Source organism: Shewanella sp. ANA-3, from assembly GCF_000203935.1.
Taxonomy (GTDB): Bacteria; Pseudomonadota; Gammaproteobacteria; order Enterobacterales; family Shewanellaceae; genus Shewanella.
The window spans coordinates 4,920,157-4,943,943 of sequence record NC_008577.1 but is presented as its reverse complement, the minus strand read 5'-3'; the positions used below and the strand labels follow the sequence as shown (position 1 = coordinate 4,943,943).

Genomic DNA, 23,787 nt, shown 5'->3' with positions numbered 1-23,787 from the left:
AGGTTTGCTAGAGTGTATCAGAGAACTGGGGGGGCAGGAAAGGGAGCAGGAAAATACCCGCTCCCTTGGGATGAGCTTAAATCGCGGCTTTTTGCGCTTCGATAAAGTCGTTTATTTGCTGCTCTAGCACCGACATAGGCACAGAACCATTTTCTAATACCGCGTCGTGGAAGGCGCGAATATCAAATTTATCGCCTAAGGCTTGCTCGGCTTTCGCGCGCAGGCGTTTAATGGTGAGCTCACCAATCTTGTAGGAGAGCGCTTGTCCTGGCCAGGTAATATAACGGTCAATCTCAGTCGTCACATTGTGGAGCGATAACGCCGTGTTGCTCGCCATAAACTCGATGGCTTGTTCTCGGCTCCAACCTTGGGCGTGCATCCCCGTATCGACAACGAGACGAGCGGCGCGCCACATCTCATAGGTTAGACGGCCAAAGTTACTGTATGGGTCTTGATAGAATCCCGCTTCTAAGCCTAAGTATTCGCTATACAATCCCCAACCTTCACCAAAGGCGGAAATATAGCTGTAGCGACGAAAATCAGGCAATGAGCTCAGTTCGGAGTTGAGTGAAATCTGCAGATGATGCCCAGGCACCGCTTCGTGCAGCGTTAGTGCTTCGAGTTCATAGAGAGGGCGCTTATCTAAGGCGTAGGTATTAACCCAGTAGTAACCCGGCTCGTCATCACGATTAGATCCTGAATAACGGCCTGAGGTGTATTTAGGAGCGATTTCAGCCGGCACTGGCGCGATACCATAGGGTTTGCGTGGTAATTTACCAAAATATTTGGGCAGCATGGCATCGGCTTTTTTGGCAATAAAGGCCGCTTCCTTCAGGAGCTGATCCGCACTAGTAGTATAAAACTGGGGATCGGTTCTTAAGAAATGTAAAAAGTCGGCAAAGCTGCCTTTAAAGCCAACAGACTTAATGACTTGCTCCATTTCCTGGCGGATACGTTTCACTTCTTTTAAACCAAGTTCGTGCACTTCGGCCGAGGTCATATTTAAGGTCGTGTAGTAACGAACGCGGTTCTCATAGAAGGCATCACCATCGGGTAAGCTGTTGGCGGCAATATTTTCCCGAGTGTTGGGCATATACTCCTGAGTCATAAAATCATAAAAAGCCTTATAGGTCGGGAGCACATTCTGCTCGACCGATGCTCGGCCTTCTTGGGTCAGTTGCGCTTTTTGCGCCTCAGTAAAGTGGCTTGGGTATTGAGTAAAAGGCTTGAAATAACTGCTTTTCTCTACCGGTAAGATGTAAGCACTAATGCTGTTTTCAAATCCCTTGAGCGTGGCTTTAGGCGGTGTAATGCCTTCCTTTAAGCCTTGTTTTAACCAATGGGTTTGCTGGGCAAAATAGGTCGGTAGTGCCTTGAGCTTACCTAGGTAGTTTTGGTAATCCTCTAGGGTATTGAACCGCCCTTGCGCAATGGAAGATATATAGGCGTGGAAGCCACTCTCTGCGGTGATCGGCAGGTAGTAATCCTTGTATTTATACAGGTCGACCTCATTTTGGATCTGATCTTCGAGGATTTGGGCGTTGATTTTATCCTCTTTACTCAGCTTGCTGCGATCCAGTGCTTTCAATTGGGCGAGAATGGCAATTTGTCCCTGATTGAGCTTAGCTAAGGCTTCGGGAGACAGATCTTGCAGTTTACCCGCAGCACTCTTATCCCCCATTCCATAGGCCATTTCAGGGCTGGCACTGAGTTGGAGTTGCCAACTTTGATCCACAATTGCTTGCAGTGCTGGGGCCATAGTCTTGGCCGTGGACTGCGCAACGGCTACCGTTGTTTGTTTGGTGGATTCGATTGGGGGCTGAACCGCGCTACAGGCACTAAGTGCGCAAATCAGTAAGCTTGGGGTAAAGAGTTTATGCATGATTTATCTCGGATATTTTCGTTGTTATTGAACTCATTATGCCTGAGGTTTACCCCAGATTGTTGTACGCATATTAAGCAGAATTGTGACTGAATGTGAATTTAAATCCCGCCCTTAGCTAAGTGCCACCAAAGAATGCGTGTTAAACTTAGGATCCGCCCTAGACCAAATAACAAAAGCATTGGCTGGGTAGTTCACATAGGGGTTAATTATGATCAATACATCCATTCCATTGGTGGATTTGCATCGTCACTTAGATGGTAACGTGCGAGTGAACACCATTTGGGAACTCGGACACCAACACGGCATTGCTTTACCTGCCGATTCTTTAGAGACTCTCGCGCCATTTGTACAAATTCAGGGGAAAGAAACCAGCTTAGTCGCCTTCTTGAAGAAGCTTGACTGGATGGTGGCAGTGCTAGCTGATTTAGATGCGGTAAAACGTGTCGCCTATGAAAACGTGGCCGATGCGGCGTTATCTGGCCTTGATTATGCGGAGCTGCGTTTTAGTCCATATTACATGGCGATGAACCATAAACTACCGATTGAAGGTGTGGTTGAAGCGGTTATCGACGGGGTGAAAGCGGGCCTGAAAGATTACCAAGTTAAAATCAATCTTATCGGAATTATGTCGCGCTCATTCGGCCAAGCTGCTTGTACTCAGGAGCTCGAAGGCCTGCTCGCCCATAAACAACATTTAGTCGCGATGGATTTAGCCGGCGATGAGCTAGGCTTCCCTGGCGAATTGTTTAACGAGCACTTTAAGCGAGTGCGAGATGCGGGCTTGGCCATTACCGCCCATGCGGGGGAAGCGGCGGGTTCACAAAGTATGTGGCAAGCGATTCAGGAGCTGGGCGCGACACGTATCGGCCATGGGGTGAATGCGATACACGATCCTAAGCTGATGGAATATCTCGCTAAACACCGTATCGGTATCGAATCTTGCCCAACCAGCAACCTGCACACGTCGACCGTGTCTTCCTATGCAGAACATCCCTTCAGAACCTTTATGGATGCCGGTGTGTTGATAAGCCTTAACACCGATGATCCAGGCGTGAGTGCGATTGATATCAAGCACGAATACCGCATTGCCAAGTCTGAACTGGGACTAAGCGATGCTGAGCTGGCTCAGGTGCAACGCAACGGGGTGGAAATGGCGTTTTTATCCGAGAGCGAGCGCAAGGCGCTATATGCGGCTAAAGCTTAAGTAAGCGGCTCTTTTGCCCAATAAAAAAATCCGACATTAGAGTCGGATTTTTTATTGGAGATGCGTCAGTGTTAGATCACACGGGAGAACTGTTGTTGACGCGCTTTTTGACGGTAGTAAAGGTCGAAGCACATACAGATATTGCGGATCAACAGACGGCCAGTGGGGCTGATAGTGATCTTTCTGTCGGTTACGTCGACTAACTTATCGTCGATAAAGGTTTGCAGCAGTTTTAAGTCTTCGGCGAAGTATTCCTCAAACTTAATACCTAGTTTTTCGTCCATTTTTGCCATATCTAAATCGAAGTGGCAGATCAGTTGTTTGATCACGACACGGCGAATTTCGTCGTCACGATTCAGGCTACAGCCTTTCCACAGTGCATGTCCGTCTTTGTCGATGGCTTCGTAGTAAGGACGAATGTCCTTCTGGTTTTGCGCATAACAATCGCCGATTTGGCTGATAGAAGACACGCCAAGACCAAGCAGGTCGCATTCTTCTTGGGTGGTATAACCCTGGAAGTTGCGGTGCAGTTTGCCTTCGCGTTGTAACTTAGCCAACTCATCATCGGGCTTAGCGAAGTGGTCCATGCCGATGTACTGATAACCCGCGCCAGTTAAAGTCTCGATTGTTTGATGCAACATCTCGAGTTTTTGTTTTGGCGAAGGTAAATGTTCATCTTTAATCTTACGCTGCGCGGCAAAACGCGCGGGTAAGTGGGCATAGTTGAACACAGATAGACGATCGGGCGACAGGTCTAACACGCGTTGCATGGTGGCGGCGAATGTTTCGGGTGTCTGATGTGGCAGACCGTAAATTAAGTCGATATTGGTTGAGACAAATCCCATGGCCTTGGCTTTGGCCATTAAATCGAAAATAAATTGCTCGTCCTGCTCACGGTTTACCGCGACTTGTACTTCTTTATTGAAGTCCTGTACGCCGATAGAAATGCGGTTAAAGCCCGCTTCTTTTAAGGTATCGAGCATTGAAAGCTCAATCTCACGCGGGTCAACTTCGATAGAGAACTCACCTTCAGCGGCAAAGTTAAAGTTAGCCTTAATTAAGTCGGTTAACTTCAGAATTTGCTCAGGATTTAAGAAGGTTGGAGTGCCGCCGCCCCAGTGCATTTGGGTGACTGTGTAGTGCTTAAACAGCGGAGCGCGCTTAATAATTTCGTGGCTTAAATACTCGATATATTGATCGGCCTTGTGGGCGTGGCGAGTGATAACTTTATTACAGCCACAGTAGTAGCAAAGTTTGGCGCAGAAGGGGATGTGAATATACAGCGACAGTTTGTCACTCTTACTGTTTTCAATCGCCGTTAACAGGTTTTGTTCAGTGAATGAATCATCGAACTCCAGCGCCGTTGGGTAAGAGGTGTAACGGGGACCGCTGTAGTTATATTTTTCGATCATCGACTGATCCCAGCTTATCTGAGTGGGCTGCTTCAAGGCGTGTCCTCCGAGGGTAAATTAGCAACAAGCGAAGTATGCAAGGTTCTTAGCCAAATAACCTTGATCTAGGTTGTAAAAATGATGTCTGTCCTTTTAGAAGTTACGCAATATCTATGAAAAAGGAGCTAATGTCTGTTGTTTTTTGGAGGTTTTGTGCACAGGCTCACGTGAAGCCGTACTCTGTGTGGGAAAAGAAATGCGGGAGCGATTGGGCCTCAAAGCCAAGGTTTTGGCCTTGAGGTTAATGTTGTCAGCTTAATGTGGGGCTTTTAATTGATAATTTGAGAGCTTTTTGGCATCGGCGGTAATACCTTCGGCCAGTTCAGCTTCAGATTTCATGCGGACAAAATCGAGCTTCATCCGTTCTTGCTTTGGCAGGGCTTGGCGAGCTTCCATAATCGGGTGATCTTTAATCAGCTCAAAGTGTTGGAAGAATGCCGGGAACTCAGGTGCCACGCGCTCGCTTAAGGATAAAATTTCAAATAAACGGCCAATCCTCACCACACCTTCAGAGATTTCGCAGCGGTCGTCAATCATGGCGGTGGCGATATAACGAATATCTTCTAGTACTTGGGCGCGCTTCGCGTTAGCCGCCGCTTCACGTTCGGCAGTGAGCGCCTGTTGGCGTTGTTTCTGTTGCTTGAGCTTGAGGAGTAAGAAAGTGGCGTAACTACTGAGGGCAACAATGATGATAAAACCAAGCAGGATAAGAGTGGTTGACACGTAAACTCCTTGTTTAGACTGCATAAAAACAAAGGCTGAGCGCTTTGTTTTTATGCATATTCTAAGATTTAAAACTTATCTTGATAATCTTTTAGTAGGTCGGCACCGGATTCAAAGCGATCGAACAGGTCATCATCTGAATCGACTTTAGATTTTTTCGCTGGCGCTTCATCTTCTAACTCATCGCTGATACCCAGTTTAATCATCAGGGCTTCAATCTTGTTCAGCTGCTGATCTAACCATTGTTGGTCGTCATTGCTTAAGTTACGGCCTTCTTCCAGCATATCGAGTAACTGGTTCAGTCTTGGATCTTCTTCTAACTTCAACAGTTTTTGCTCGTCGGTTAACTTGGGTTGCTTAACCTTTGGTGTGGCAGGTTTTTCTGTTGCAGTTGGTAAAGCCAATGCCACAGGCTTTTTGCTGCCATGGCGAGGATCTTTCTTCTGTGCAGCCTTTTTCTGTGGTGCTTGAGCCTGGATCAGCGCCTCATTATGACGACTGCCAGACTTGTTGCCCTTTTCGGCGCGCTTGCCAGTGACTTCTGCACGGTCCTGCTTTTTCACTCTTGGCTGTAATTTAGGGCTATTCTCGCCGCCCTTGCGTGTTTTCTTGCTACGAGACATGATTTTCTCAATTGTTTACAACGTGTGGCCTAGCCGATACGGGATCGACTCGGTACTAAATTCGGTCGGCTGTTATACCAGATTATGATGTTTTTTGCATCAAAACGAGGTCTTTCGCGGCAAATAATAGTTCAAAATCGCTATTACTCGCTAGGTATTCAAAGGTTTGTCTTTGGTAAAAACTCACGTGAGTGAGATTGTTTTTATAATGCCACTTAGCAAACCCTTCTAAATCAATTAATAAGGGTGTGCTAATCGCTAACCAGCCGCCCGATTTGAGTAAACGGGTCAGTAAACTCCATTCTCTACTGGGGTGCTGAAAATGCTCAAAGACTCGGTAGCAACAAATAAAATCATATTCTTGCTTAAGCGTTTCGTGGTCTGGTGCGAAGAAAGGATCATACTGCTTGAAAGTGTGTCCCGCCGATTCAATGGTCGCCAGACTGGTTTGATCTAACACGCGTCCAAAATTTAAGCCCGTGAGGCTCCCTTTCTGCTGCAATTGTATTTGTGTCAGTAGCGGTAGAATAAATTGCGAGAGTTGGCGCTGTTTGGCGGCAATTCGCGAACGACCATAACGCTGTTTTTCTGCCGCGGGAGGAAGATGACTGTTTGCGTCAGCAAAGGTGAGCCCGCATGTCTGGCAAACATAAAAACACCGTTTCTTGTCCTGAAGGAGCAACAGTGTTTGCGTGCTATGACAAAGGGAACATCTGCGCATTGAGTCAACTAGAAAAGTATTAAGGTCTTGATTGTAACAATTATATTGCGGAAGTGCACTTTCGGTGCTGGATGTATGCTGGTGGAGAATCACAAAGAAAAAAGGCGGCAGTTAAACTGCCGCCTTACAAACGGTGCATTTTGCACCCTATTCTGATTCCAAGTATCCTTACTTGCTATGCGACTTTCCCGGTCGGTATCCTTCTTTTTTTTACTGCTTTCCCTGCATCATTTTAGTTATCGGTCTTCCAGACACTTAATTAGTTTCTGTTGCCATCCAGACCACAGTTTCCGTAGATGGTCTCAAGACACATCTTTATTACAGCGTCATCAATGACGTTAAGTTAACCATCCATGTTGCTTGAAGTACCTTCCAGTGATAACAAGCTTCCAGCCAGTGCATCCAAAGCTATTAGCTTCCTTTGCTACAGTTTGAATCATTCAAACTGTGTCCTGATGGGGCAAGTTACCCTGAGTGTAAGGCGATTTGCTTATCGCAAATTGGCGTTATCGGCCATCCCTTACAAAAATGTACTGACCGGGATTTCAAGGCGAAATCACTGCTCTTATTATTATTAGAGAGTGGTCTTAGTTATATTATTGTTATTGAGAGTCTTTATTCTTATATCTTGAATGTTAATTATACCGAAATCTGCAAGTTATTATTAATTTATTTGTACAAACAGATGGGTTTATCTCGGTACGGGGCTTATTAAACCCAAATCTGTGATCTATGTCAAGCATGAATCTTTATCAGTTTACGTTAACGTAAACTTTGCGGCGATAAAAAAGGGTGACAGTGCACCCTTTTTTATCGCTAAAACCTATTTCAGGCTAGCAATGTACTTAGATAATGCTTCGATATCACTGTCGCTTAACTTTTTCGCGACATCTTGCATCATGCCGTTGAGGTCGTTGTGGCGACCTGCATCACGGAACTTAGTCAGTTGGATCTTGATGTAGTTAGCGTGTTGACCGGCTAATGCAGGGAAACCTGCTGATTCAGCACCTTTAGCATCTGGACCATGACATGCCATACAAGCTGTGATGCCGCGTGATACATCGCCACCTTTGTAAAGTTTTGCACCTAGCTCAGGAACATCTTTCGCTTCAGCAACTTGGATTGCTTGGCTAGAGAAATAAGCGCTGATATCAAGAATATCTTGATCGCTTAGAGGCATTGCCATACCACTCATGATAGGATCCATACGACCATCTTTACCGCCAGATTGCGCCGCACTACGGAAATCATGTAGTTGCTTTTGGAGGTATGTGGCGTGTTGGCCCGCAAGCTTAGGGTACATATCGATCATACTGTTACCGTCCATGCCGTGACATGCAGAACAAACGATAATTTTAGTTTTTCCCGCTTCAGCATTACCTTCAGCAATCGCAGGTGAAGATATGGCGGCAACTACAACAGACAGCGCAAGAGCTAACTTTTTCATGGCGTTCCAACTTCTGGTTAAGATTATTATCCTGAGCTTACTAGGGTGACCCGCAAGCGTGGTAAAATATGTTTAATGTGATCGGGGTAATATTTTACACGAAAACGTGGAAAAGTAAGCAATTCTTCATAAATTATGGTATTGCGCAGTAAATATATTGGAGTAAATAGTGACTGAATCTCATATAGATTTTCGCAGGGCGAAGTTTTTAATCAGTGCACCTGACATTGCACATTTGGATCAATATCTGCCCGGCGACGTTGGTGTTGAGATTGCTTTTGCTGGTCGCTCCAATGCCGGAAAATCGAGTGCGCTCAATGCATTAACTGAGCAGAAAAACTTAGCGCGTACCAGTAAAACCCCGGGGCGAACTCAGCTAATTAACGTATTTGAACTCGATGCGCAGCGCCGATTAGTCGATTTACCGGGTTACGGCTTTGCCCAAGTGCCTTTAGCCATGAAATTAAAGTGGCAACAATCCCTCGGCGAATATTTGCAGAAGCGTGCGTGCTTAAGTGGCGTTGTGGTATTGATGGATATTCGTCATCCGTTGAAAGATTTGGATATGCAGATGATCGAATGGGCGGTTGCGAGTGAAATTCCAGTACTCGCATTACTGACTAAGTCCGATAAATTGGCGCAAAGCGCGAAGATGAAAACCGTGAACGAAGTGCGTAAAGCGCTGGTTGAATTTGGTGATTGGGTACAGGTTGAGCCTTTTTCTGCGCTCAAAGGCACGGGCAAACCTAAAGTGCTGAGTATTCTAAATGAATGGTGTCATCCGCAATGGTTGGCCGATGAGTTAGAAAACCAAGACGACGCCGAGTAAGTCTTTTGCTTTATGGTCGGATGCCTTGAGTGCATTCGGCCATTTCTTTCTGCAATATCCCCTTATAAAACATCTATTTCACCCCGTAAATTTGGGGCAAAAAAATAGCCGATAACATTAGTCACCGGCCAAAATTTTAGCTCTTTTGGGGAGAAGCTAAATTCAACAAGACTCAAGCACCATCAAATTACCTTCAATGGTTCTCAATGAAGACAGCATACATCGAATTTACCTTTTATTAAAGTAAATACTCTAAAATTTACTCGCCTTTGTTGAAATCATCCCAACGCCGAAAAAAGAGCAAAAAAAAGCCCCAGCAAACAAGTTGCTGGGGCGCCAGAATTTGGCTCGTCACTATAAGTGAAATAAAGGTCTGAAAGATAGAACATCTTAACCTCTGTACCCTACGCAGAGAATAATACGCTATTTATCTCTAAATGGAAAACAGTTTTTTTGAAAAAGTGATAATTGTGTGCGGTAGATCTCAAGTTTTAGGTGAAAAAACCAGCGGTGTTTGATCTGATATTTTCACAAAAGACATTTAAACCACTGATTTCGCTAAATTGACCGTATTTTTAGTACAGAACTGATCAATTCTTCAGATTTAATGTTTTTACTCTATTTTGGTGATTGTTCTTGGTTGTATCCATCAGCGAACGATTGTTTAGGCTTGTATGGAGTGTCACGCGGATAGCAGGTTGTGCTTATGCCGGCGTTGAAGCTGCGAGAATTGAGGGGGGATTGTATTTAGTGACTGAGAACATTGTGCGGTGAGTCAAATGCTGCTTCCCATTCTTGAGGCGGTTTAGCCATCAGGGGATTCGCTTTAGTAAACAACCTCTCCTCATCTTGTTCTCTGCGGCGTCGAGTTTGCGGTACCGAAAACTCGCACCAAATATAAAGGCCCATCCTGTAAAGAATGAGCCTTAGTAAGTGTTAGCAACGAGTGTTAGAAGCTCAAGTCTAGAGCTTGAATGCTAGTGGGCTTGATCCCAGTTATCGCCAATACCAGCTTCTGCCAGAAGTTCCACGTCCAGATTGGCTGCTTTTGCCATGAGTTCACACACCTTGAGCTTGAGTGTTTCGGCTTTATCGGCATCGACTTCGAATACTAATTCGTCGTGGACTTGCATGATCATGGCGATTTCACCTTGGGTATCGGTTTTTATCCAATCGGCAATGCTGATCATGGCTTTTTTAATAATATCCGCGGCGGTGCCTTGCATTGGGGCGTTAATCGCGGCTCTTTCTGCTGCTTGGCGGCGCATTGCATTACGATCGCGAATTTCAGGTAAATAGAGACGGCGCCCAAATAGCGTAGAGACATAGCCAAGTTCTGCTGCACTGGCTCGTGTTTCTTCCATATACCTTAATACGCCTGGATAGCGGGCGAAGTAAGTGTCGATGTAAGTTTGTGCCTCGTTGCGGGGAATATCGAGCTGACGCGCCAATCCAAAGGCGGACATGCCATAGATAAGGCCAAAGTTAACGGCTTTGGCGCGGCGACGCTGCTCCGAGGTGACACTGTCAAAGTCGGTGCCAAATACTTCGGCGGCGGTGGCTCTGTGAATGTCTTTACCTTCGGCGAAGGCTTTAAGTAAGCCCGCATCTTGGGATAAATGCGCCATGATGCGTAATTCAATCTGCGAATAGTCGGCGGCCAAAATCTTACGTCCCTGCGGCGCAATAAAGGCTTGGCGAATACGACGACCTTCCTCGGTGCGGATAGGAATATTCTGTAGGTTTGGTTCGCTCGAGGACAAACGCCCCGTTGCGGCGTTGGCCTGATGGTAGCTTGTGTGTACCCGACCCGTTTTCGCGTTCACCATTAGAGGGAGCTTGTCGGTGTAAGTACTCTTTAGCTTGGTTAGGCTTCTATGTTCAAGGATCACTTTAGGCAGAGGGAAATCCAATGCCAACTCAACCAGTACTTCTTCCGCGGTAGAGGGGGCGCCCTTAGGGGTTTTTTTGATGACCGGATAACCCAGCTTTTCAAAAAACAGCACTTGTAGTTGCTTTGGTGAGCTTAAATTGAATTTTTCACCTGCAATATCATAAGCTTTTGTTTCTAACTCATCGATTTTGCGGGCAAGTTCATCACTCTGTTGGCCGAGCAACATACTATCGATAAACACACCTTGGCGTTCAATATCGGACAGTATTTGGATCAGCGGCAGTTCAATATCGGTAAAGACCGAGGCTAATTCGGTCTCTTTTTCGAGTCTTGGCCACAAATGTTGATGTAGACGTAGGGTAATATCGGCATCTTCCGCCGCATAGGGCGCAGCTGTTTCCAACGGAATTTGGTTGAAGGTCAGCTGTTTAGCACCTTTACCTGCGATATCTTCAAAGGCGATATTTTTATGGCCCAGATATTTTAGCGCCAACCCATCCATATCATGGCGTGAGGCGATCGAGTTAAACACATAGGATTCGAGCATAGTGTCGAATACCACGCCTTGGAGTTTTATGCCTGCATTGGCTAATACGCTGATGTCATATTTCAGATTTTGACCGACTTTTTTAATCTTGGCATCTTCGAGTAAGGGGCGCAGTTTTTCGAGTGCAGTCTGCTTATCTAATTGTTGAGGTGCGCCAACATAATCGTGGGCTAAGGGCAGATAGGCGGCTTTACCCGCTTCAACAGCAAAGGACAGGCCAACCAATTCCGCAACCATATAGTCGAGGCTGGTGGTCTCGGTATCTACGGCCATTAATGGCGCTTGTTTGAGTTTGGCAATCCACTCATCAAGCTGAGCTTCGGTCAGAATTGTATCGTATTGGGTTTCAATCGTGACGCTGGGCGCTGACTCTTCTTGGGTCTCTGTTGTTTCGGCTTTTGCTGCGACCGTCGCTGGCGCCTTATTATCTAAGACTTCGGCAAGCCAGCGTTTAAACTCCATCTCGCCGTAGCATTTGATCAGTTCGTCCCTGTCAGCGGGTTTGGCGGTGAGCTCATGCCAATCTTGTTCGAGTTCAACATCGGTTTTAATGGTGGCAAGCTCATAGGACAGCTTTAGCATGTCGGCATTGTCGATGATTTTCGCCGCCATGGTTTTTGCGCCCCTAAAGCCTAATTCGGTTACTTTTTCGGGCTCTGCAAGCAAATTGGCGACACTACCCGCCCCCGTGAGCATAGCTAATGCGGTTTTTTCGCCAACACCAGGTAAACCGGGAATGTTATCCGCCTTATCGCCCATCAGCGCTAAGAAATCGATAATTCTGTCTGGACCTACACCATATTTAGCCGCAACTTCTTCAGGGCCCATAATGGTATCTGTCATGGTGTTGATCAGCGTGATATTTTCATCAACCAGCTGCGCCATGTCTTTATCACCAGTGCTGATGAGTACAGCGCGGTTTTCGCGGCTCGCTTGGCGAGCGATTGTGCCGATAACATCGTCCGCCTCAACACCAGGAATAGAGATTAAGGGCAGGCCTAAGGCACGGATAATACGGTGTAGTGGCTCAATTTGTGAGCGCAGGTCATCCGGCATAGGCGGGCGATGTGCCTTGTATTCTTCATATAAGTCATTGCGGAAGGTTTTGCCTTTAGCATCGAACACCACAGCGATATGGCTAGGTTGATAACGGCTTAATAAGCTGCGGAGCATATTCACTACGCCATAAACAGCACCAGTAGCTTCGCCCTTTGAGTTTGTCAGGTGAGGAGGCGCATAATAGGCGCGATATAAATAAGAAGATCCATCCACAAGGACAAGTGGGTTATTGGCTATGGTAGGCATAAGTAATTTTCGTTTATCGATGACTTAGATGGCGGTAAGCATGCCACAGATACGGTATTTCAGCCACGGCAAATTGACTCTCAGCCTGTGGATAACTCTGTGAGTGAAAAAGTCAACTGTGAATAATGGCGATGTTTACGGCTTGGTGCGATATTTTTAAGTTGTTGATTTTTATGTTTTTAAAATATTTGTGTGAGTTCAATACTGTTTCTTGAAAAATCTTCCTGATTTGTGGATTTTTTCTTGACTCCGTAAAATACCTAAAGGCTGCGTTAATTTTCACCGACCCTTAGATTCGACGAACTAAGTTAGCATGATTTTTAAGCAGATCAACCATTTTGTTTACAGTTTGTTAAAACCAAATGACATAAGAAGGATATTTATAATGAAAAAAATCGCAGTATTGCTCAGTGGGTGCGGTGTTTTCGATGGAACAGAGATCCATGAATCGGTTTTAACGTTATTATCTCTGTCGAAAGCGGGGGCTCAATATCAATGTTTTGCTCCCGATATCAATCAGATGCATGTTGTTAATCACTTCACGGGCGAAGTAGACAAGACGGCGACACGAAATGTGCTGGTTGAATCGGCACGTATCGCCCGTGGCGAAGTAAAAGCAACCACCGAACTTGATATTACCGATTTCGATGCACTGGTTATCCCTGGCGGATTTGGGGCGGCGAAAAATCTGTGTAACTTCGCCACCAATGGTAGTGAGTGTGAAGTGAATCCACTCGTTACTGATTTTATTAATGAATTTATTCTAGCGAAAAAGCCTGTCGGCTTTATTTGTATCGCGCCTATGATGATCCCGCGTTTATATGGACACGGCGCTAAGGGCACTATTGGTAATGATGTGGATACGGTAGCAGCCTTTAATCTGATGGGCGGCCATCATCAGGCGGCGACTGTGCATGATATTGTGGTGGATGAGGCGAATAAGATTGTCAGCACGCCCGCTTATATGCTGGCGGGGAACATTGCCGAGGCGCACTCTGGCATCGAGAAGTTGGTCGCCAAAGTATTAGAGTTGGCCAAGTAACGGCACCTAAATGCAGCAGGGTAAGCCTTAAGGCTTACCCTGCTTTTTAATCGAGCATGGAAGCAATCGCGGTAAGTTAGCGAGTGGCTTTACTGCGACTATCGAACCAGCCTTGGGCGAGACCTATCAGTAATCCGCCAATATGGGCGCCATTCGCAACTGACACGCCTAAGAAATCCGTAAAGCCTAACATCAGCCAAATCAACATAAATCCCATGTAGGAGGGCGGTAAACCTATTCCTGCTGCGGGTTTACGGATCCCCATGACCCAAGTGTAACCGGCGACGGCATACACTACGCCCGACAGTCCGCCAAAGTTGGGGCCGCTAACATAGTATTGGACGACATTGGGTAAAGTACCGGCGACCAGTAGCAGGATTAACAGCGGGGCTGTACCTATGCGAGTCTCGATTTTTCCACCCAAATACCACCACCAGAGTAAGTTGAAGATGATATGCATGGCCGAAAAGTGCATCAGGCTTGGGGTAAACACGCGCCAGAATTGACTAATACTGGTGTCCGGCACCGCACCGAAATAGGAGAGTGTTTCATAAACCGGGCCGCCGAAGCCTAAATTCATCGCGGCATAAATCAGTACACAGAGGCCAAAGATGATAAGAGTAACTGGGCCTGCACCTGTGATAAATTGCGCAAAAAGCTGTAAAGAAGGGGCGCCATAGTCGAGCTTAGTATGAGTATCACCATGCTCCCACGAGGCTTGTAAGTATTTGTTATCGTAAGGATGAGCGATAAAATGGGCGAACTCTTTACGGGCTTGCTCGGCATCTTGATCGCGGATAACCAGAATAGCGACTCCCTGTGGCAATGGCTGAATCTGGCAGTCTATCTGTTCACCTTTAAGGTAATCGACAAAGGCCTGTGCGGCTCTGCTGTTGGGGAGTCTGCCAATCTCTATCATGCATTGGCCTCATGCCAAGCGCTAAAGCCACCATCTAGGCTATAGACATCATCAAAGCCTTGTTCACACAGATATTGCGCGGCATTTTGGCTGCTGATGCCATGGTAGCAAACCACCACTAAAGGACTATCCATATCCGCTTGGCCAATAAAGTGCGCCAGATTCTCGTTATTCAAATTAAATGCGCCATCAATGTGGCCGTTGTTAAAGCTGTGACCATCGCGAATATCGACGATTTGCACTGGCTTTGACTCGGTCATTTGCACTAATTGATTAACGCTAAGGTGTTTAAAGGAAGACATAATAAAACCTGAAATAACTGAAAAGGGATAAGCGATGGGATAAGTGTGCAACATGGGGCTGCATGTGTACAGCCCCGTGATTGGCATAGCTGAGAGAATTAATCCCAGCTGAGGATGACTTTACCTGATTGGCCCGAGCCCATAGCGTCGAAGCCTTTTTGGAAATCATCAATCTTGTAGTGGTGCGTGATGATAGGCGAAATATCTAAGCCAGATTGGATCAAGCTTGCCATCTTGTACCAGGTTTCGAACATTTCACGGCCGTAAATGCCTTTGATGACCAGACCCTTGAAGATCACTTTGCTCCAATCAATCGCCATTTCGCCACCTGGAATGCCGAGCATCGCGATTTTGCCACCGTGGTTCATGGTATCTAACATGGCGTGGAAGGCCGAAGGTACGCCTGACATTTCCAGACCCACGTCGAAGCCTTCGGTCATGCCGAGTTCTTTCATCACGTCTTTCAGACTTTCCTGAGCCACGTTAACGGCGCGGGTGGCGCCCATCTTGCGTGCCAGCTCTAAACGATATTCGTTAACGTCGGTAATGACCACATGGCGAGCACCAACGTGGCGACACACGGCCGCAGCCATAATACCGATAGGACCCGCGCCAGTGATTAACACGTCTTCGCCCACTAAGTCGAATGACAGCGCTGTGTGCACTGCGTTACCGAATGGATCGAAGATAGAGGCTAAATCGTCGCTGATATCATCGGGAATTTTGAAGGCGTTAAAGGCTGGGATCACTAAGTATTCGGCAAATGAACCTTCGCGGTTTACACCCACACCTGAGGTGTTGCGGCATAAATGGGTGCGACCAGCGCGGCAGTTACGGCAGTGGCCGCAGGTGATATGGCCTTCGCCAGAAACGCGGTCACCAATTTTAAAGCCACGAACTTCTTGACCGATATCAACCACTTCACCCACATACTCGTGACCTACCACCATAGGCACAGGAATGGTTTTTTGTGACCATTCGTCCCAGTTGTAGATATGCATGTCGGTGCCACAAATGGCGGTCTTTTTAATCTTGATCAGCAGATCGTTGTGGCCCATTTCAGGCTTAGGCGCATCGACTAACCAAATGCCTTTTTCGGCTTTTAACTTGCTTAGTGCTTTCATTTTGTAGGGTCCTAAATAATCGCCATTTCTTTAGCGATACGGGTAAAGGCTTCAATCGCTTTGTCGAGTTGCTCACGGGTGTGGGCCGCCGACATTTGAGTACGAATACGGGCTTGTCCCTTTGGCACGACAGGGAATGAGAAACCGATAACGTAAATATGTTCTGCTAATAAACGGTTAGCGAAATCGCTCGCCAGTTTGGCATCGCCAATCATCACAGGGATAATCGCGTGGTCGGCGCCGCCTAAGGTAAAGCCTGCCGCTGACATTTTTTCGCGGAAATAACGGCTGTTTTCCCATACGGCTTCACGCAGTGCTTGGCCCGATTTGAGCATCTCTAATACATGGATAGAGGCCGTTACAATCGAAGGCGCCAATGAGTTAGAGAATAGGTAAGGGCGAGAGCGTTGGCGTAACCAGTCGATGACTTCTTTTTTACCTGAAGTGAAACCGCCCGATGCGCCGCCTAAGGCTTTGCCTAAGGTGCCGGTGATAATATCGACACGGCCCATCACGCCACAGTGTTCGTGCGAACCACGGCCGTTGAGGCCAACAAAGCCCACGGCATGTGAGTCATCAACCATGACCAATGCGCCGTATTTATCGGCTAAATCACACACGCCTTGCAGGTTGGCGATGACGCCGTCCATTGAGAATACGCCGTCAGTGGCGATCAGAATATTGCGCGCGCCAGCGGCTTTTGCGGCGATCAATTGCGTCTCTAAATCCGCCATATCGTTGTTGGCGTAACGGAAACGTTTGGCCTTACATAAACGCACACCATCGATAATAGAGGCATGGTTTAGGGCGTCGGAGATAATCGCATCTTCGGCATCTAACAGGGTTTCGAACAGACCTGCGTTGGCGTCGAAGCAAGAAGAATACAGAATCGTGTCTTCCATGCCGAGGAATTCACTCAGGCTGGCTTCGAGTTGTTTGTGGATATCTTGGGTTCCACAAATAAAACGGACTGAAGCCATACCAAAGCCGTGGCTGTCTAAGCCTTGCTGTGCGGCTTTGATCAGTTCTGGGTGGTTAGCTAGGCCTAAGTAGTTGTTGGCGCAAAAGTTAACAACTTCTTGGTGATTAACTTGAATGGCAGTCTGTTGCGGTGAGGCAATAACACGCTCGCTTTTATATAAACCTTCGGCTTTAACATCGGCAAGCTGTTGATTAATCTGTGCGTAGAATGAGGTAGAGGCCACCTGATATCTCCTTAGTTAACTTTATTCTGATTCTGGGAGTTGCGGCATTCTAACGCTAAACCCTATCGGCCTACAGCCTTTTTTTCATGCAGGTTAGCTAGATAAATTAGTTTAGGGCTAAAGGGGTTGTTACATTATAAAAACTAATGTGCAACATGGTCGGCCTGTCGGTAGCATCACCGCCGAGGGCATAAATTGAGTCCGCATTTAGCACCTTTAACCTGTTGAGTTTAGTGCTAAATGCGACGGCGCGGGACGATTAGAGCGAATCTTGGGTCGCTAGCTCGTGATAATGTTGCTCTAAACGGCTAAAAGTTGCTTGAGACGTTGGGGTGGCGTAGGCCTTAAAAATCATCAATACCCGCAGTACACCTTCGTACAAAATGCCTTTCGTGATGGTGGAAGTGCTGGACTGGGTGAGTTGATAACCAATCCAAAAACTCACAATCATCTTAATGGTGTCGGCAAGTTGGGTGATTTTGTCATTGTCGATATTTAAAAAACCATCTTGCTTGAGTTTATCCAGCACATGGCTCGAGCGCGTTAATACTTGCTGCTGCGCCTGCAGATAACGGCTTTTTAATTCTTCATCGCGGGCGAGAATATCGGCCAGATTGGCGTACATAAAACGGAATTGCCACAGGGTATAAAACATCGCATCGAAATAGCCGATCAATTGTTCCACATTGACCTGCTCACCTTCATAGGGCTGGAATCCCGATTCGAGGTGCGCCTCGTAGAGACTGAAGATCGAGCGAATAATGTCTTCCTTATTACGGAAGTGGTAATAAAGATTCCCGGGACTCATATTCAGGTGAGCGGCAATATGATTGGTGGTGATATTTCGTTCGCCGTGCTCATTGAATAGATCAAGGCTGGCATAGATGATTTTGTCGCGGGTTTTCATATATTTTCCAAGTGGCTAGTGAACGCTACAAATTGATTAAAGAAGGCTAACCAACGACCGCTACACTGCTGGTAAATTATCCCTAATTTAAAATCGTATGGATTTATCCCAATGAACAACAATTCAATACGATTGATATGCCCAAACAATCTCAAGAGGCTGAAACTCTTATCTTGAGGTCGCTTGGGGATATTATGCTAACATTGCCGCTATTCATCAGGCAAAAACTCATAAGCACGATTTTTATGAATCGATTTTTTTACAGTGTGCTGCTTTATCTATTATCTCCTCTGCTCATTGTCTATTTGGCGTTCCGTGCCATTAAAAGCCCTGATTACCGTGGCCGCTGGGACGAACGTTTCGGATTAACGCGACTTAAATCGACGGATTTGCTGATCCACTCGGTTTCCATGGGTGAGACGCTGGCGGCGATTCCGTTAATCCGCCAGATCCAACAGGCGCATCCACAGCTTAAGATTACGGTTACAACCTCAAGCCCGACGGGTTCTGCTGAGGTGCGTAAAGCCTTTGGTGATCAAGTACAGCATTGCTATTTGCCCTTCGATTTGCCCTGGTGCGTGAACCGCTTTCTGCGTCAGTTATCCCCTAAATGGTGCATCATTATGGAGACTGAGCTGTGGCCGAATCTCGTGGCGCTGGCTGCTAAGCGCGGCGTGCGCTTGATGCTCGCTAATGCCAGGTTATCGGCCAAATCGGCGGCGCAATATGCCAAGCGTCCACACTTGAGTCGCCCCATGTTGCAACGCTTAGATGTGGTTGCGGTGCAGACCCAAGCCGAAGCGCAGCGGTTTATCGACCTTGGCGTGCCTGCTGATAGAGTCACTGTCTGCGGCAGTTTGAAGTTTGATTTGAGTATCACCCCTGAACGATTAACCCTAGCGCGAGAGTTAAGGCTGACTTGGGGGAAAGAGGCTGCGCCCGTGTGGGTGGCGGGGAGTGTTCACCCCGGTGAGTTTGATGCCATGCTGAGCGCCCATAAGCAGCTGCTCGCTAAATGGCCAGAGGCGTTATTGGTGATTGCCCCGCGTCATCCCGAGCAGTTTGCGGCGGTGGCCGATGTTGTTGCCAGCCAAGGTTTTGAATTTGTGCGCCGCAGTGATGCTCAAGCTATCACCGCCACGACGCAGGTGCTGGTGGGCGATACCATGGGGGAATTGTTAACCTTCTATGGCGCAGCCGATCAAGCCTTTGTGGGCGGGACGTTAATTGAAAATGGTGGCCATAATCCCTTAGAGCCCGTGGCCATGGGCGTACCTGTGATGGTGGGGCCGAATCATTGGGACTTTGCCCAAATTACCCAAATGTTGGCTGACGCGGGCGGCCTGCGAATTGTGAGTTCAGGCCAAGAGTTGGGTGAGAATTTAATTCAGTATTTTGAGCAACCTGCGTTACGCCAACAAGCCGCTGAAGCAGGCCTTGCTGTGGTAGAGGCTAATCGTGGTGCATTGCAGCGTCAGTTTGCTCTCGCCGAATCCTTACTCTCGCGCCAAACAACCTAACGCCGTTTAGTTGATTAGGCTTTGGGGGGCACTGAGTGATAGCCCGCTAGCAGACCTGTCCAGTCGGCGGGCGTAAAGGCGAGCGTAGGCTGTTTTCCTTGTTCTTTATTGAAGGAGCGTAGCAACCTATCAAGGTTCGCTTTCTGCCATTGGGCATGGGGGGTTTTGATTTCACCCCGGTCAAAATCAATCAGATAGAAACGCTCTTGTACGCCATCCGCTTGCTGTGGTTGCCACAAAATATTTTTCGCGTTTAAGTCGGCATGGTAAACGCCGCGGCGATGAAATTGGGCAATGGTGGCGCCGAGTGTTTGCCACTGCTCTGGAGTCATAGCGCCTTTGGTTAACTTAGCGACCAAGTCTTCGGCGCCATCGACTCGCTCGATAATAATGTCTGCACGGTAGAACAAGCCATCACGCACAATATTGGCGGCAATAGGTTTAGGCACCGCAAATTGCTCGCGGTAGAGCAGCTCGAGCAGCCTTAATTCGCCCATGGCGCGGGTATTTTCAAGCCCGGTATAGAAGTAGGCATCCTTACTGAATTTCTCCATCAGGCCACCACGCCAGTAATGTCGCAACACCCAATGACGCTCGCTAAAGGCCACAAACCAAGTGGTGTAACGTCCCTTGGATGATCCCACTACCGCGGCTTTTTCACGCCAGAAATCCACCGAAAACCAAGCCGGAGTAATGTCTTCAGGCGTATCTTGGCAAAGTGCCATATAGCCATCTGCGGTATTTATGATTTTGATTTGTGCGTTCATGGGAGATTTGTTGACTTAAGCGTGGCACCTGCGGCCATTCTACATTAAGATCCTTAGCTTGCGCCAAATAACCTTAAGAGCTATTCGCTTGAGTTTAAATCCCAACACCATGAATTCTCTCTGCCTGCTTAGGCTATCGGCTATCGGTGACGTCTGTCATGCCGTGGCTATGGTGCAGGCGATTCAACGCCAATATCCCCAGCTCAAAATCACTTGGGTGATAGGCAAGCTCGAATACCAACTATTAAAGCACTTGCCCGGTATTGAGTTTGTGATTTTCGATAAATCCCAGGGCTGGCGCAGTTACTTTAATCTGCATAAGGCATTGAAAGGCCGCCGTTTTGATGTGCTGCTGCATATGCAAGTGGCGCTGCGTGCGACCTTGGCCTCCCTCGCGATTTCGGCAAAGATTCGGGTCGGATTCGACCGTGCCCGCGCCAAAGAAGGTCAATGGCTGGTCACCAATCATAGAGTCGAACCTTTAGCTGAGCCCCATGTGCTGGACGGCTTTATGGGATTCGCCAAGGCGATTGGCGTTAGCGATATCACCCCGAGTTGGAATATTCCAGTCCCTCAGGCGGATACTGAATTTGCCCAGCGCCAGATTGCCGATGGCGAGAAGGTATTGGTTATTTGCGCGGCCGCCAGTAAAGCCGAGCGTAATTGGCTGCCCGAGCGTTATGCCGCAGTGGCACAACATGCGGTGAATAAGGGTTATCGAGTCATTCTCTGCGGTGGTCCAACAGCACTTGAAAATACATTGGCCAACGATATTGCCAATGCATGCTCTGCCAAACTCGATAACTTAGTCGGCAAAACCAGTTTGACTCAATTGCTGGCTCTGCTGAAACGCGCCAGCCTAGTGCTAGCGCCCGATACTGGCCCTGCACACATGGCGGTCACGCAAGGGACGCCAGTCATAGGTTTATATGCTCATTCTAATCCAGGTCGCACCGGGCCTTATTTATCGCAGCAGTATGTGGTGAGCGCCTACCAAGAGGCCATCGCCTTACAGCAAAGTGGTGAGGTGAAATGGGGTACCCGTGCTAAGGGTGAGCACCTTATGGCGCTAATTAGTGTCGAAGCCGTGATAGAGAAATTTGATCAGGTTATTCAGCAGACACACAGTTAACCACTGTTAGCCTGTCACCCTGAGTTTTAGATTATCGTTTAGGAGAAAAATCATGCGGATAGCCATAGCCATCGACAGTTTAGCGGGTGGTGGAGCCGAGAAGGTCATGATTACCTTGGCAAAGCAGTTTATTAGCCTAGGGCATGAGCCGCATTTTTTGGTCATGGAAGATAATCGTTATTACGAAACCCCAGACAATTTACCTGTTCATCAATGCTTTGCCGACAAAGATAAAGATTATGATCACTTCGGGCGCCTAGGGGCGTCGGTCGATAAGTTACGGGCCAAGATTGCCGAGATTGAGTCCCGAGTCGGTAAGTTCGATCTGTTTTTATCCAATCTTGATAAAACTAATTTGATGATGACCAAAACTGGGGTGACACCACTCTATGTGATTGTGCATTCGTCGGTTGAAGAAGAATTAAGTCGTCAGTTTAAGTTAGGCCCCTTCGCCTACTATAAGAAACTGCGGGCGAAAAAAGCGCTCAATGGCCAGCATTTGATCACTGTGTCCAACGGCATCGCCAAAGAGATTCAAGCTAAGGGACGCTTGCAGCCAGCATCCATGCGAACTATCTACAATCCATTTGAATTTAATGAGATTGTTGCTCAGTCACAGCAAGATAATCCGCAAATCCCTCAGGGTGACTATCTGATCCACGTGGGGCGTTTTGCTAAGCAGAAGCGCCACGATGTGTTATTTGAGGCCCTTAAACAGACCCAAAATCAGTTACCCGTGGTGCTGTTATGCCATAACCACAAGAAGGCGATTAAAGCGGCGAAGAAATACGGCATCGAGAAGCGTTTAATCATTCCTGGGTTCCAGAGTAATCCTTTTCCTTGGATCAAACGTGCGAAAGCACTGGTGCTGAGTTCCGATTTCGAAGGATTGCCGACGGTATTAATCGAATCCTTAGCCTGCGGCACGCCAGTGGTCAGTAGCGATTGCCCACATGGGCCGAATGAGATTTTGACTGGAAATTTGGCTCCCTATCTTGTTCCCCGTCGTAATCCTGCGGCCTTGGCCAAGATGATTGACGCCGTGGTCGCCCAGCCGCCATCCCTCGACAATGTGGAGATTTTAGCTAAGGTGGATGCGACTGCGATTGCCGAACAATATCTCGCGCTAGCGAAATAATTTACCCAAGGAGAAAGCGGTGGAAGCGCGTAAATCAAATAAAAGACGTTATTTGTTCTACATAGCACAGAACTATTCCTATGCGATGCTAAGGCCGCTGCAGCAAGTGATTCTGGCGCGAGGCGATGAGGCGTGTTGGTTCCTCGAAGGCCGTGAGGTCGACCCCAAATTCCTTAAAGCGGATGAAAAACGCTTACCCGATATCGATGCCGTTAAGGCATGGAAACCCGATGCCGTGTTCGTGCCGGGTAACGTAGTGCCAAGCTTTATCCCTGGAGTAAAAGTGGGGGTGTTCCACGGTTTTAATGCGGGCAAAATGAATCATAAGGGGCGAGAAGATCACTTCGAAATCCGCGATTGCTTTGACTTGTATTGCACTCAAGGGCCGGCGACGACGTTGCCTTTCCTTGAGCTAGAGAAAAAAATCGGCACTTTTACCGTGGCTGAAACGGGCTGGCCAGCGCTCGATCCTTTATTTATTGAAAATAAAGACAATCCTTACATTAAGCCCGATGATCCACGGCCCGTAGTGCTGTTTTGCTCGACATTCTCCCCCAGTCTGACCTGTGCGCCTGAGGTATTCGAGCAGATTAAAGCCCTGTCGCAAAAGAGCCAGTGGCGCTGGCTGGTACAATTCCACCCTAAGATGAAGCCAAGTATTGTTGAGCAATATAAGACTCTCGAAAATGACAATCTGCAGTTTGTGGAAACCGACAACGTGATCCCGCTTCTGCAGGCGGGTGATGTGATGCTCTGCGATACCTCCTCGATTTTATTGATGTTTTTAATGCAGCGTAAGCCTGTGGTGACCTTTAAAAATCAGTCTCCGAAGGCGCATTTAATCGATATTAACCGAGTCGAAGAGATTGAACCTGCACTCACTAGAGCGCTTAGCCGCCCCGATGATTTGATGGCGCATATCCATGATTATTGCAATCAAATCCACCCCACGGGAGATGGTCAGTCTAGCCAGCGTGTACTCGCGGCAACCGATGCCTTGATCGATAAGGGAACCGCTTGGCTGAAACCTAAGCCATTGAACCTACTGCGACACTTTAAAATGCGCCGCAAGTTAGGCTATTGGAGGTTTTGATAAAATATT

20 protein-coding genes are annotated in these 23,787 nt (G+C 47.5%); 7 read left to right on the top strand and 13 right to left on the bottom strand.

Features of this window, described 5'->3' with window-relative positions:
* Nucleotides 1-76: 76 nt before the first annotated feature.
* Nucleotides 77-1,882 (bottom strand): DUF885 domain-containing protein, encoded by a 1,806-nt coding sequence (locus tag SHEWANA3_RS21500; RefSeq protein WP_011718823.1) that lies wholly within the window; start codon nucleotides 1,880-1,882, stop codon nucleotides 77-79.
* Between the two features lie 211 nt (nucleotides 1,883-2,093).
* On the opposite strand from SHEWANA3_RS21500, the gene add reads away from it, so the two are divergent.
* Nucleotides 2,094-3,089, top strand: coding sequence for an adenosine deaminase (gene add, locus SHEWANA3_RS21495; protein WP_011718822.1), 996 nt, complete (start codon nucleotides 2,094-2,096; stop codon nucleotides 3,087-3,089).
* A 71-nt stretch (nucleotides 3,090-3,160) separates the two neighbouring features.
* Here the strand turns inward: add and hemN are convergent, their stop codons facing one another.
* The 5 genes from hemN to SHEWANA3_RS21465 form a co-directional block, all read right to left on the bottom strand.
* Complete coding sequence (gene hemN, locus SHEWANA3_RS21490; RefSeq protein ID WP_084796735.1) at nucleotides 3,161-4,537, bottom strand: oxygen-independent coproporphyrinogen III oxidase; 1,377 nt, start codon at nucleotides 4,535-4,537, stop codon at nucleotides 3,161-3,163.
* A 258-nt stretch (nucleotides 4,538-4,795) separates the two neighbouring features.
* The gene (locus tag SHEWANA3_RS21485) at nucleotides 4,796-5,263 is read right to left on the bottom strand and encodes a DUF2489 domain-containing protein (RefSeq protein ID WP_011624631.1); all 468 of its coding nucleotides are present in this window, start codon (nucleotides 5,261-5,263) and stop codon (nucleotides 4,796-4,798) included.
* Between the two features lie 68 nt (nucleotides 5,264-5,331).
* Nucleotides 5,332-5,886: a Der GTPase-activating protein YihI gene (gene yihI / locus SHEWANA3_RS21480; protein ID WP_011718820.1), complete on the bottom strand. Its 555-nt coding sequence runs from the start codon at nucleotides 5,884-5,886 to the stop codon at nucleotides 5,332-5,334.
* Between the two features lie 82 nt (nucleotides 5,887-5,968).
* Nucleotides 5,969-6,607 (bottom strand): class I SAM-dependent methyltransferase, encoded by a 639-nt coding sequence (locus tag SHEWANA3_RS21475; protein ID WP_011718819.1) that lies wholly within the window; start codon nucleotides 6,605-6,607, stop codon nucleotides 5,969-5,971.
* 823 nt (nucleotides 6,608-7,430) lie between these two features.
* On the bottom strand, nucleotides 7,431-8,054 hold the full coding sequence (locus tag SHEWANA3_RS21465) for a c-type cytochrome (RefSeq protein ID WP_011718817.1): 624 nt from the start codon (nucleotides 8,052-8,054) through the stop codon (nucleotides 7,431-7,433).
* A gap of 169 nt (nucleotides 8,055-8,223) precedes the next feature.
* On the opposite strand from SHEWANA3_RS21465, the gene yihA reads away from it, so the two are divergent.
* A complete protein-coding gene (gene yihA / locus SHEWANA3_RS21460; RefSeq protein WP_011624627.1) occupies nucleotides 8,224-8,883 on the top strand; it encodes a ribosome biogenesis GTP-binding protein YihA/YsxC in 660 nt (219 codons plus the stop codon).
* Between the two features lie 977 nt (nucleotides 8,884-9,860).
* Here yihA and polA read toward each other — a convergent pair.
* Entirely contained in the window at nucleotides 9,861-12,629 is a 2,769-nt protein-coding gene (gene polA, locus SHEWANA3_RS21455; RefSeq protein WP_011718816.1) for a DNA polymerase I, read from the bottom strand.
* A 385-nt stretch (nucleotides 12,630-13,014) separates the two neighbouring features.
* Here polA and elbB point away from each other — a divergent pair, with 385 nt between their 5' ends.
* Nucleotides 13,015-13,671, top strand: coding sequence for an isoprenoid biosynthesis glyoxalase ElbB (gene elbB, locus SHEWANA3_RS21450; RefSeq protein WP_011718815.1), 657 nt, complete (start codon nucleotides 13,015-13,017; stop codon nucleotides 13,669-13,671).
* A gap of 76 nt (nucleotides 13,672-13,747) precedes the next feature.
* Here the strand turns inward: elbB and glpG are convergent, their stop codons facing one another.
* The 5 genes from glpG to SHEWANA3_RS21425 all read right to left on the bottom strand — a co-directional run bounded on the left by glpG (nucleotide 13,748) and on the right by SHEWANA3_RS21425 (nucleotide 18,128).
* On the bottom strand, nucleotides 13,748-14,590 hold the full coding sequence (gene glpG, locus SHEWANA3_RS21445; RefSeq protein WP_011718814.1) for a rhomboid family intramembrane serine protease GlpG: 843 nt from the start codon (nucleotides 14,588-14,590) through the stop codon (nucleotides 13,748-13,750).
* The gene (gene glpE / locus SHEWANA3_RS21440) at nucleotides 14,587-14,892 is read right to left on the bottom strand and encodes a thiosulfate sulfurtransferase GlpE (protein WP_011718813.1); all 306 of its coding nucleotides are present in this window, start codon (nucleotides 14,890-14,892) and stop codon (nucleotides 14,587-14,589) included. The genes glpG and glpE overlap by 4 nt, the downstream gene beginning before the upstream one ends.
* 98 nt (nucleotides 14,893-14,990) lie before the next feature.
* A complete protein-coding gene (gene tdh, locus SHEWANA3_RS21435) occupies nucleotides 14,991-16,016 on the bottom strand; it encodes an L-threonine 3-dehydrogenase (RefSeq protein WP_011624622.1) in 1,026 nt (341 codons plus the stop codon).
* An 11-nt stretch (nucleotides 16,017-16,027) separates the two neighbouring features.
* Nucleotides 16,028-17,221, bottom strand: coding sequence for a glycine C-acetyltransferase (locus SHEWANA3_RS21430; RefSeq protein WP_011624621.1), 1,194 nt, complete (start codon nucleotides 17,219-17,221; stop codon nucleotides 16,028-16,030).
* Between the two features lie 259 nt (nucleotides 17,222-17,480).
* A complete protein-coding gene (locus SHEWANA3_RS21425) occupies nucleotides 17,481-18,128 on the bottom strand; it encodes a TetR/AcrR family transcriptional regulator (protein WP_011718812.1) in 648 nt (215 codons plus the stop codon).
* Between the two features lie 245 nt (nucleotides 18,129-18,373).
* Between SHEWANA3_RS21425 and waaA the strand changes: the two genes are divergently transcribed.
* Nucleotides 18,374-19,648 carry a lipid IV(A) 3-deoxy-D-manno-octulosonic acid transferase gene (gene waaA / locus SHEWANA3_RS21420; protein ID WP_041413194.1) on the top strand — a complete coding sequence of 425 codons (1,275 nt, stop codon included), beginning with the start codon at nucleotides 18,374-18,376 and terminating at the stop codon, nucleotides 19,646-19,648.
* 14 nt (nucleotides 19,649-19,662) lie between these two features.
* Here waaA and SHEWANA3_RS21415 read toward each other — a convergent pair whose 3' ends face one another.
* Nucleotides 19,663-20,415, bottom strand: coding sequence for a 3-deoxy-D-manno-octulosonic acid kinase (locus SHEWANA3_RS21415; protein ID WP_011718810.1), 753 nt, complete (start codon nucleotides 20,413-20,415; stop codon nucleotides 19,663-19,665).
* Nucleotides 20,416-20,503: 88 nt separating this feature from the next.
* On the opposite strand from SHEWANA3_RS21415, the gene SHEWANA3_RS21410 reads away from it, so the two are divergent.
* The 3 genes from SHEWANA3_RS21410 to SHEWANA3_RS21400 are packed head-to-tail and all read left to right on the top strand — an operon-like array spanning nucleotide 20,504 to nucleotide 23,778.
* Entirely contained in the window at nucleotides 20,504-21,547 is a 1,044-nt protein-coding gene (locus SHEWANA3_RS21410) for a glycosyltransferase family 9 protein (RefSeq protein ID WP_041412883.1), read from the top strand.
* Nucleotides 21,548-21,599: 52 nt separating this feature from the next.
* A complete protein-coding gene (locus SHEWANA3_RS21405) occupies nucleotides 21,600-22,685 on the top strand; it encodes a glycosyltransferase (RefSeq protein ID WP_011718808.1) in 1,086 nt (361 codons plus the stop codon).
* A 19-nt stretch (nucleotides 22,686-22,704) separates the two neighbouring features.
* A complete protein-coding gene (locus tag SHEWANA3_RS21400) occupies nucleotides 22,705-23,778 on the top strand; it encodes a CDP-glycerol--glycerophosphate glycerophosphotransferase (protein WP_011718807.1) in 1,074 nt (357 codons plus the stop codon).
* The last annotated feature ends 9 nt before the right edge of the window (nucleotides 23,779-23,787 follow it).

What these genes read in the sequence shown, in the direction of transcription:
- SHEWANA3_RS21500 (WP_011718823.1), bottom strand. Translation starts at nt 1,882, where the DNA reads ATGCATAAACTCTTTACCCCAAGCTTACTGATTTGCGCACTTAGTGCC.
- add (WP_011718822.1), top strand. Translation starts at nt 2,094, where the DNA reads ATGATCAATACATCCATTCCATTGGTGGATTTGCATCGTCACTTAGAT.
- yihI (WP_011718820.1), bottom strand. Translation starts at nt 5,886, where the DNA reads ATGTCTCGTAGCAAGAAAACACGCAAGGGCGGCGAGAATAGCCCTAAA.
- SHEWANA3_RS21475 (WP_011718819.1), bottom strand. Translation starts at nt 6,607, where the DNA reads ATGCGCAGATGTTCCCTTTGTCATAGCACGCAAACACTGTTGCTCCTT.
- SHEWANA3_RS21465 (WP_011718817.1), bottom strand. Translation starts at nt 8,054, where the DNA reads ATGAAAAAGTTAGCTCTTGCGCTGTCTGTTGTAGTTGCCGCCATATCT.
- polA (WP_011718816.1), bottom strand. Translation starts at nt 12,629, where the DNA reads ATGCCTACCATAGCCAATAACCCACTTGTCCTTGTGGATGGATCTTCT.
- elbB (WP_011718815.1), top strand. Translation starts at nt 13,015, where the DNA reads ATGAAAAAAATCGCAGTATTGCTCAGTGGGTGCGGTGTTTTCGATGGA.
- glpG (WP_011718814.1), bottom strand. Translation starts at nt 14,590, where the DNA reads ATGATAGAGATTGGCAGACTCCCCAACAGCAGAGCCGCACAGGCCTTT.
- glpE (WP_011718813.1), bottom strand. Translation starts at nt 14,892, where the DNA reads ATGTCTTCCTTTAAACACCTTAGCGTTAATCAATTAGTGCAAATGACC.
- tdh (WP_011624622.1), bottom strand. Translation starts at nt 16,016, where the DNA reads ATGAAAGCACTAAGCAAGTTAAAAGCCGAAAAAGGCATTTGGTTAGTC.
- SHEWANA3_RS21425 (WP_011718812.1), bottom strand. Translation starts at nt 18,128, where the DNA reads ATGAAAACCCGCGACAAAATCATCTATGCCAGCCTTGATCTATTCAAT.
- waaA (WP_041413194.1), top strand. Translation starts at nt 18,374, where the DNA reads ATGAATCGATTTTTTTACAGTGTGCTGCTTTATCTATTATCTCCTCTG.
- SHEWANA3_RS21415 (WP_011718810.1), bottom strand. Translation starts at nt 20,415, where the DNA reads ATGAACGCACAAATCAAAATCATAAATACCGCAGATGGCTATATGGCA.
- SHEWANA3_RS21405 (WP_011718808.1), top strand. Translation starts at nt 21,600, where the DNA reads ATGCGGATAGCCATAGCCATCGACAGTTTAGCGGGTGGTGGAGCCGAG.